Raw genomic sequence first — 6,738 nt, 5'->3', positions numbered from 1 at the left:
CGCTCATGGGTCCGCTCGGCGCGGCCATCGGCGCCGTCGCCGGCGGTCTGGCGGGGGCCAACGCGGAAAAGATTGTCGAGGAAGTCTCGTCTCTCCAGTCCGGTTCCAAAGGCAAGGCCAAGTCGGCGGTGGCCCCGGTGAAAAAGGCGGTCGCCAAGGTGGCCGCCCCGGTGAAAAAAGCGGTTGCCAAAGCCGTCGCCAAGAAACCGGCGGCCAAGCCCAAGGTGGCCGCCAAGGTGGTCGCCAAGGGAAAAAAGTAATTCCCGCCCGCCGTCGATCTGTCCGACAACACGCGAGGCAGACCGACATAAGCGGGCAAAAACCTCCCTATCCGGTAACGCCGGACGGCCGGTATTTCGTCGTTCGCGGCCGACTCTGGCGAACGACCAACCCCGCGATTCCTCCGGATGAACGCCGACAACTCCAACGGGAACTGATGCTGGCTCGTTCCAACTTGGGACGCGCTCGCCGGGCGGGCGATGATGCTGGCCGATTGGCGGCGCGACAAGCCATCGACCGGGCCAAGATTGCCTTGGGCGAACGAGGAAAACCGTGGTGGACAGACGGCTCGCCGGATTACAATCGTCATATGGCGGTGAACACGCCCTACCGGGAGTGGTTTGAGAAGACACCCCTCTCCGACTCCGGCGGTTGACCATTCACCAGCGGCCGGTGATAATCTCATTCTGACAACGACGCGTCCCCGACCGATCCCGGACTTCGGGAACGTGTTCCCGCCAATACTCCCGGACTCGTTGCTGTGTGCTTGCACCGGGAGTCCTCGCCTTCTTATTTTGGGGTGTCGAATGCCTAATCAACTTCGTCTGCTTTTCCCTGCCATCGCCCTTCTGCTGGTGTTCGGCCAAGCCGCCCGATCAGATGAGGCCGAGGATGTGAAAGAAAAACTGGAACGGGCGAAACGGGTCTATGACGGCCAACTGAAAGACTTCAAAAAGGCGGTGACTGACCTGTTCGACAAAAAAGAGGACACCGTCCGCAAGGCGGGTGACAAAAAAGCCTTGGATGATCTCAAGGCACAGCGGAAAGCATTTGATGAATTGGGTGAATCGCCGGCCACTCTTCCCATGTCAGTCAAAAGTGAACTGACGACCGCGCGCACGACACTGGACAAAGCATATCAATCAGCCATCAAGGAATACATCAAACTCAAACTCGACGACGCCGCGGAAAAGACCGAAAAGGAATACGAACAATTCATACTGGCTTCCGCCTTTATGTCAGGGAAGCAAACTTATGTGAGCACCCTGAAACCTTTCGATGTCAAAGTCTCGGACAATCGGTTTGACAAAGACACCAACAAGTACAAGATGGATGGCCGGGCGATTCCGCACAGCCTTTTCATGCACGCGGAATACTTCGGAGTGGCGAACGTCAGTTATACGCTCCCAATCAAAGCGACCGCCTTCCGGGTCTTCATTGGCGTTCCCAAGCACAGCGACGACCAAGGCAATCCGGCGACGCCTTTGGTCTTCGAGGTGTTGCTGGATGGCAAATCTGTCTGGAAATCCGAACCCGTCAGCAAGCTTGATACTTTCCAGACATGCGTTGTGAAAGTCGAAAAAACAATGAAAATCGACAAAGCCAAGACGCTGACCCTGCGAGTCCATTGCCCTCGGGAACATGGCGGCGCGCATTGCGTATGGTTCGCGCCGGTCGTCATTGAGTGACTGATGCCATGTCGCGAGAGTTTCCTCAAACAACCGGGTGGTTGGGTTCATTGTCAGCGGGTTCGCAGTTCTGCGGCAAGTTGGGCCTCGCGTCGTTCATTTCCATGAGTCAACCGACACGCCGGTTTCCTGTTTGAGAGGCGTCCCTGAACAAGACGCCTCTGGTATTTCTCGCCCTGTGTTGAGGTCGATCACGGTTTCGCCCAAGGCAGCCGGTTCCTCACAAACGGTGTCCCCGCTCGTCGTGGTTGCTGGCTTGCGGGAGAAGGACACTGGTTTTTCCACCATGACGAACAACGCGGTCGAGGCCGCGAGGGCTCCGAGATAACACAGCGGGAGGGCGACCCAGAACAGCCAGGGACCGCGCGCCTCGACGGGCAGCAAAACGACGACGGCCAGGGCGGCCGCCTTCAGGGCCAGGCCGTGCGTCAGATAGAACGAGTAACTCATGTTCCCCGTCCAGCGCAGCGGCGTCCGGCTGAGAATCCGGCCGCACACGCCGTTGCCGCCGAAACAATACCACGCCACCGCGAACATGCCCAGCGCCTTGGCGATCGCCCGGATGACAACCACAGGCCCCGGATTCAAATCCGGGAAAGACACCGATCCCGCCCGCAGAAGGACGACCAGTCCGGCGGCCGCCGCGGCGGCAAACACCACGATCCCTTCCCGGACGGTCGTCAGTTGATGCCGCCGGGCGCTGACCGCCTCGTAGGCCAGGAACCCCGTGAAGTAGACGCCCAACCGGACATGCGTCGGGGACATCAGCCCGCAGTATGCCAGATAGGCGGCCCAAACCGAGACAAGGGCGGCGATCCGCCAGGGGGTCGGCCAGTTCCGCATCCCGGAGAAACGCACCGCCAGCGGCAGGGTCACATAGAGAAGCAATTCATAACCGAGCGTCCATGTCACCACGATGAGCGACGGGGAACCGGTCAGGCCGGGCAGCAAGGCAAGATTCTCCAAAAGCCAAAGGGCGGCCGTGGCCGGGTCCCGCGGGATCTTGGATTCGGATGGAATGATCACCGACAGCGCCAAATACAGCACGAACATGAAGAGGAAGGCCGGGTAAATCCGCCACATGCGGTCCCGCAGGAAGCGGCCATAATGGACCGGCCGGCGAATGCACATCCCGTAAATCAAAAATCCGCTGATCAACAAAAAGATGTCGGTCCCGTTTCGGGCGATGGTGTCCATGACGCGGGCCGCAAACCCGTCCGCGGCCCCGCCCAGGTAGATCCCGAACAGCGTCAGGAAATGGGCCATGAACACCAGGGAGGCGGCGACGCCGCGAAGCCCTTGCACGGCGACAATTCGCTCGGTTTTTTGCGGAAGCTCGTAGATCGCCGCGAGCCGTTCCCGCAGGCTCTTCTTCGGCTTGTCCGGGGCGGGGACGGCTTCGGCGGCCGATCCGAGCACGCGGCGGCGCCAGGACAGCGGGAGGTGAAGAAGGTAAAGGCCCGTGGCAATGAGAATGCGGAAGTCCAGACAGGGCCGGACCAGTCGGGCGTAATGAAGATCGGCCACCAGCTTTCGGCAGACACACCCGAGATCTTTGTCAGCCGGGAACTGGACTTGGGCCAGGCCGGTCAGGCCGGGACGGAGCGAAAGACGATCCCGATAAGCGGGGATTTCCTCCTGCAACCCGGCGGCGATTGCCGGGCGCTCGGGCCGCGGGCCGACGAGGGCCATGTCGCCCCGAAGGACGTTGTACAGTTGCGGCAGTTCGTCGATGTGGAGCTTGCGCAGAATCCGGCCGACGAGGAATACCCGCGGGTCGTTGCGGGTGGCCCAGACCGCTCCGGAGTTTTGCTCGCAATGATGGCGCATGGTCCGGATCTTGTAAATTCGGAATGGCGCGCCATTTCGGCCGAGCCGTTCTTGAGAGTAGAAAGCCGGTCCCGGCGACGTCAGTTTGACCAGAATCATGGCGAGGAGGATCACCGGGGAGGAGATCAGCAGAAACACCGCCGCCAGCACGAAATGAACCCCCCGCTTCAGGGCGGCGTGGACAGGGCCGGGAGAGTTGGCGGTTTTCGCGATCTTTTCTGGGGGAGGTGTCATCACCAAGGGGCTGTTCTGGATCATCATCTCATGTCTCCGAGACGGCAAGGTTGACTGGCATTCATCGGGAAATCATCGAAATCCGATGCTTGCCCGGGCATGTCGCCCGACCACCGATCTCCTGCGTCTTTGTTGACGGAAACCGATCTTTCGGTTCGCCGGACTCATGCGAATGAGCGGCATATGTCGTCGCGAATGTGGCGCCGGTGACATGTCATTCCGAATCTTCCGGTCGTGTGTTTGTTCGCCCCGGAAGTGATGATTTTGCGCCCAAGGGAAATCTCACAAGCAAGGAAAATTCTCATTTGGAGAGACATTTTCGAGGCGTCGGCTTGCCGGCTGGCGCCTTGTTCTTCCGAACAGCCCGGTTCAACGGGCTGCCGGCTCCTTCAACTCGTCGCGGCTTGGGTTCGATTGTTGGTGATTCTCTTTCCCTTTTGATAGAATTTATGATTGGCCGAACATGACGCCCGGCCGGGGCAGGGAGGAACCAGATGCGGAAACGAGCGGAAGCGTGGGTGGTGTACCGGATGACGATCACCGGAGCCCCCGGCGGCAATGCCGTCTGCGAACAGGGGGAGTGGGACGCGATGGAGCGGTCCAATCCCGGTTTTCATACCCTCGTGAAAGCGGGGATCACATCGGAAGAAGAAGCGGAAAAGCTCGCGAGGGGAACCTCGGGCGATGACTTCCGCGAACGCCGCAAAAAGGCGTGAAATCGGAAGAGTCGAAGATTAACCACAAAGACGCAAAGGTCACACCAAGTTTCACAGAGAAGACCGAAGAGATATTTCTTCAGAAGTCTTCTTCGTGGAACTTGGTGTGACCTTTGCGTCTTTGTGGTTAATCTTCGACTCTTATCTCATCGCAGAACGCCCCGCAGGTCTTCCAGGGCGGCCCCGATGTCCGGGGAGCGCATCAGGGATTCGCCCACCAGCACGGCCTTCACCCCGGCGGCTTCCAGTTTCTTCATGTCGGCGTTGGTTTTGATGCCGCTCTCGCTGATGACCACACAACCCGACGGCACGGCCGACAGCAAATCCAGCGTGTGGTCGAGCGTGGTTTTGAAGGTTCGCAAGTCGCGGTTGTTGATGCCGACCAGAATGGCCCCTGAGTCGATCACGCGGGAAAGTTGATCCGCGTCGTGCAGTTCCACCAACACATGCAGTCCGAGGGCGGTAGCCTGTCGGTGCAATGTCTTGAGTTCATCCCCCGGCAAAATCTCGGCGATCAACAGGACGGCATCGGCCCCGGCGACACGGGCTTCGATCAGTTGGTATTCGTCCAAGATGAATTCTTTGCGGAGGACCGGGATGCCCGCCTGCCGCCGGATGGCCGTCAGATAGTCGAGATGGCCCTGGAAGAAATGCTCGTCCGTCAACACGCTGAGGCAGGCCGCGCCGTGTTGCTCATAGGTTTGGGCAATCCGCACGGGGTCAAAGTCGGCCCGGATGATCCCGGCCGAGGGGGAGGCTTTTTTCACCTCCGCGATCATCCGCAGGCCGGGTTGGCGCAGGGCGGCCGTGAAGTCCCGGATGGGCGGGGCTTCCGGCAGGCGACCCTCCAAGGTCTGGCGGGGACGCTCGGAACGGGCGGTTTCGATCTCAATTCGCTTGCGGGCGACAATCGTGTCAAGGATGGTCAAGGCTTATCTCGGAAATGCGATGAATTCAGGCATGAAATGCGGGTCTTTTCCGCAATCGCTTTGATAGCATACTCTTGGCGACACCTGATTCCCAGAGGGGAGTTGACCGCTGGACGGGGCGATTTTCCTTCGGCTGCTGTTGATCGCGGGCCTGTCCGTCGCGATGGGGGGGGGGATTGTCGCCCTCATCATGTATTTCGTCGCCCGGCGCCGAAAGCAGCGTCTGATCCCGGCGAATCACTGCCCGATCGCCAAGTGGGATGGCGCGGCCGTCTCGCTCACCTTTGTGATTTTCGTCCTCTCGGCCCATTTTGTCCAGCTTTTGCTGGTTGCCGTGGGATTCTTTGGCCGCATTTACGGGCCGAACTTCCCGATTGAACTCGGCCCGGACGCGACACCCGCCGATCATGCGGCCGCGACGATCCGGCATTTGTGGGCAGCCGTTTTCACGTTTCCCTTTCAACTGTGGTCGATCTCGGCCATCGCCAAATGGCGGGGCGGTCCCAATCCACTGGCGCTGGGAACGGTGGCCCCCAACATCGTGAGCGGCTATCTCACGTGGCTGCTCGTCACCCCGGCGGCCTTCAGTGTGTTTGCGATCGCCAACATCGCCCATTCGAGCCTGACCCACCGGCCGCCGGACCGGCACCCGCTCACCGTGCTGGGGGACGGCGCCGGGAATGTGGAATGGGCCCTGTTCGTGATGCAGACGGTGATTATCGCGCCGATGCTGGAAGAATTGGTGTTTCGCGGGATTTTGTTGCCGTGGTTGTGTCAGAAGCGGGCGGCCGTTCCGGAGTCGCCGTTTGTGGTGATCCCCCGGCATCGCAGCCCGCTCATTTTGGGCCTGGCCGTGGCCGTGGCCCTGCTTTTTCATGTGGATGGCGTGCAAAAAGCCATTGAGGACCGGGATCGTGGCGAGCTTGTCGCCCACCTGATTCCGGGGGCGTTCTTCGTCTCGCTGATCCCGATCTATCTGATCCTGCCCCGCTTCCGGCGACTGCATCGACACCTGCGGGTTCGTTCCCCCCAGCATTCGCAGGCCATCCTCGCCAGCTCGGCCTTGTTCGCCGCCTTCCATGCGTCCGTCTGGCCTTCCCCGGTGCCGCTTCTTGTGTTGGCGGTCGGCATCGGCTACCTCTCCGTGCGCACGCAAAGCCTGATCGGCCCCGTGGTCGTCCACGCGATGTTCAACGCCGTTTCCGCATCACTGCTGTTGATGGGCGCCCCGGCGTGACGGGAGAACCCGCCACGCCTTTCCAACCAGAACCACCCGCATCCATAGCCCGACTCGCCAGTTTTGATGTTGCGCTTTGTTGGGGTTTTGGTTTTCAAGGTTGT

The 6,738-nt window shown here is 60.4% G+C and carries 6 protein-coding genes and 1 pseudogene; 5 read left to right on the top strand and 2 right to left on the bottom strand.

Translation table 11 applies throughout. The features are described 5' to 3' along the window. The 3 genes and pseudogenes from BGIM_RS65830 to BGIM_RS0115445 form a co-directional block, all read left to right on the top strand. Positions 1-260: pseudogene (locus tag BGIM_RS65830) on the top strand (hypothetical protein); the annotation flags it as partial. 176 nt (positions 261-436) lie between these two features. After that, a complete protein-coding gene (locus BGIM_RS66510; protein ID WP_020470660.1) occupies positions 437-655 on the top strand; it encodes a hypothetical protein in 219 nt (72 codons plus the stop codon). Between the two features lie 151 nt (positions 656-806). Beyond that, complete coding sequence (locus tag BGIM_RS0115445; protein WP_020470659.1) at positions 807-1,688, top strand: NPCBM/NEW2 domain-containing protein; 882 nt, start codon at positions 807-809, stop codon at positions 1,686-1,688. A gap of 96 nt (positions 1,689-1,784) precedes the next feature. On the opposite strand, the gene BGIM_RS57535 is transcribed toward BGIM_RS0115445, so the two are convergent. Next, positions 1,785-3,779: a sugar transferase gene (locus tag BGIM_RS57535; protein WP_020470658.1), complete on the bottom strand. Its 1,995-nt coding sequence runs from the start codon at positions 3,777-3,779 to the stop codon at positions 1,785-1,787. A gap of 467 nt (positions 3,780-4,246) precedes the next feature. Between BGIM_RS57535 and BGIM_RS0115430 the strand changes: the two genes are divergently transcribed. Next, entirely contained in the window at positions 4,247-4,468 is a 222-nt protein-coding gene (locus BGIM_RS0115430) for a hypothetical protein (protein ID WP_020470656.1), read from the top strand. Positions 4,469-4,614: 146 nt separating this feature from the next. On the opposite strand, the gene trpC is transcribed toward BGIM_RS0115430, so the two are convergent. Next, positions 4,615-5,397 (bottom strand): indole-3-glycerol phosphate synthase TrpC, encoded by a 783-nt coding sequence (gene trpC / locus BGIM_RS0115425; protein ID WP_020470655.1) that lies wholly within the window; start codon positions 5,395-5,397, stop codon positions 4,615-4,617. A gap of 190 nt (positions 5,398-5,587) precedes the next feature. Between trpC and BGIM_RS0115420 the strand changes: the two genes are divergently transcribed. Continuing rightward, positions 5,588-6,634, top strand: a complete 1,047-nt coding sequence (locus BGIM_RS0115420; RefSeq protein WP_157369027.1) for a CPBP family intramembrane glutamic endopeptidase — start codon at positions 5,588-5,590, stop codon at positions 6,632-6,634. Positions 6,635-6,738: the final 104 nt, after the last annotated feature.

The organism is Zavarzinella formosa DSM 19928, from assembly GCF_000255705.1.
Taxonomy (GTDB): domain Bacteria; phylum Planctomycetota; class Planctomycetia; order Gemmatales; family Gemmataceae; genus Zavarzinella; species Zavarzinella formosa.
The sequence above is the reverse complement of the archived record's forward strand: the minus strand, read 5'-3'. Positions and strand labels throughout refer to the sequence as shown.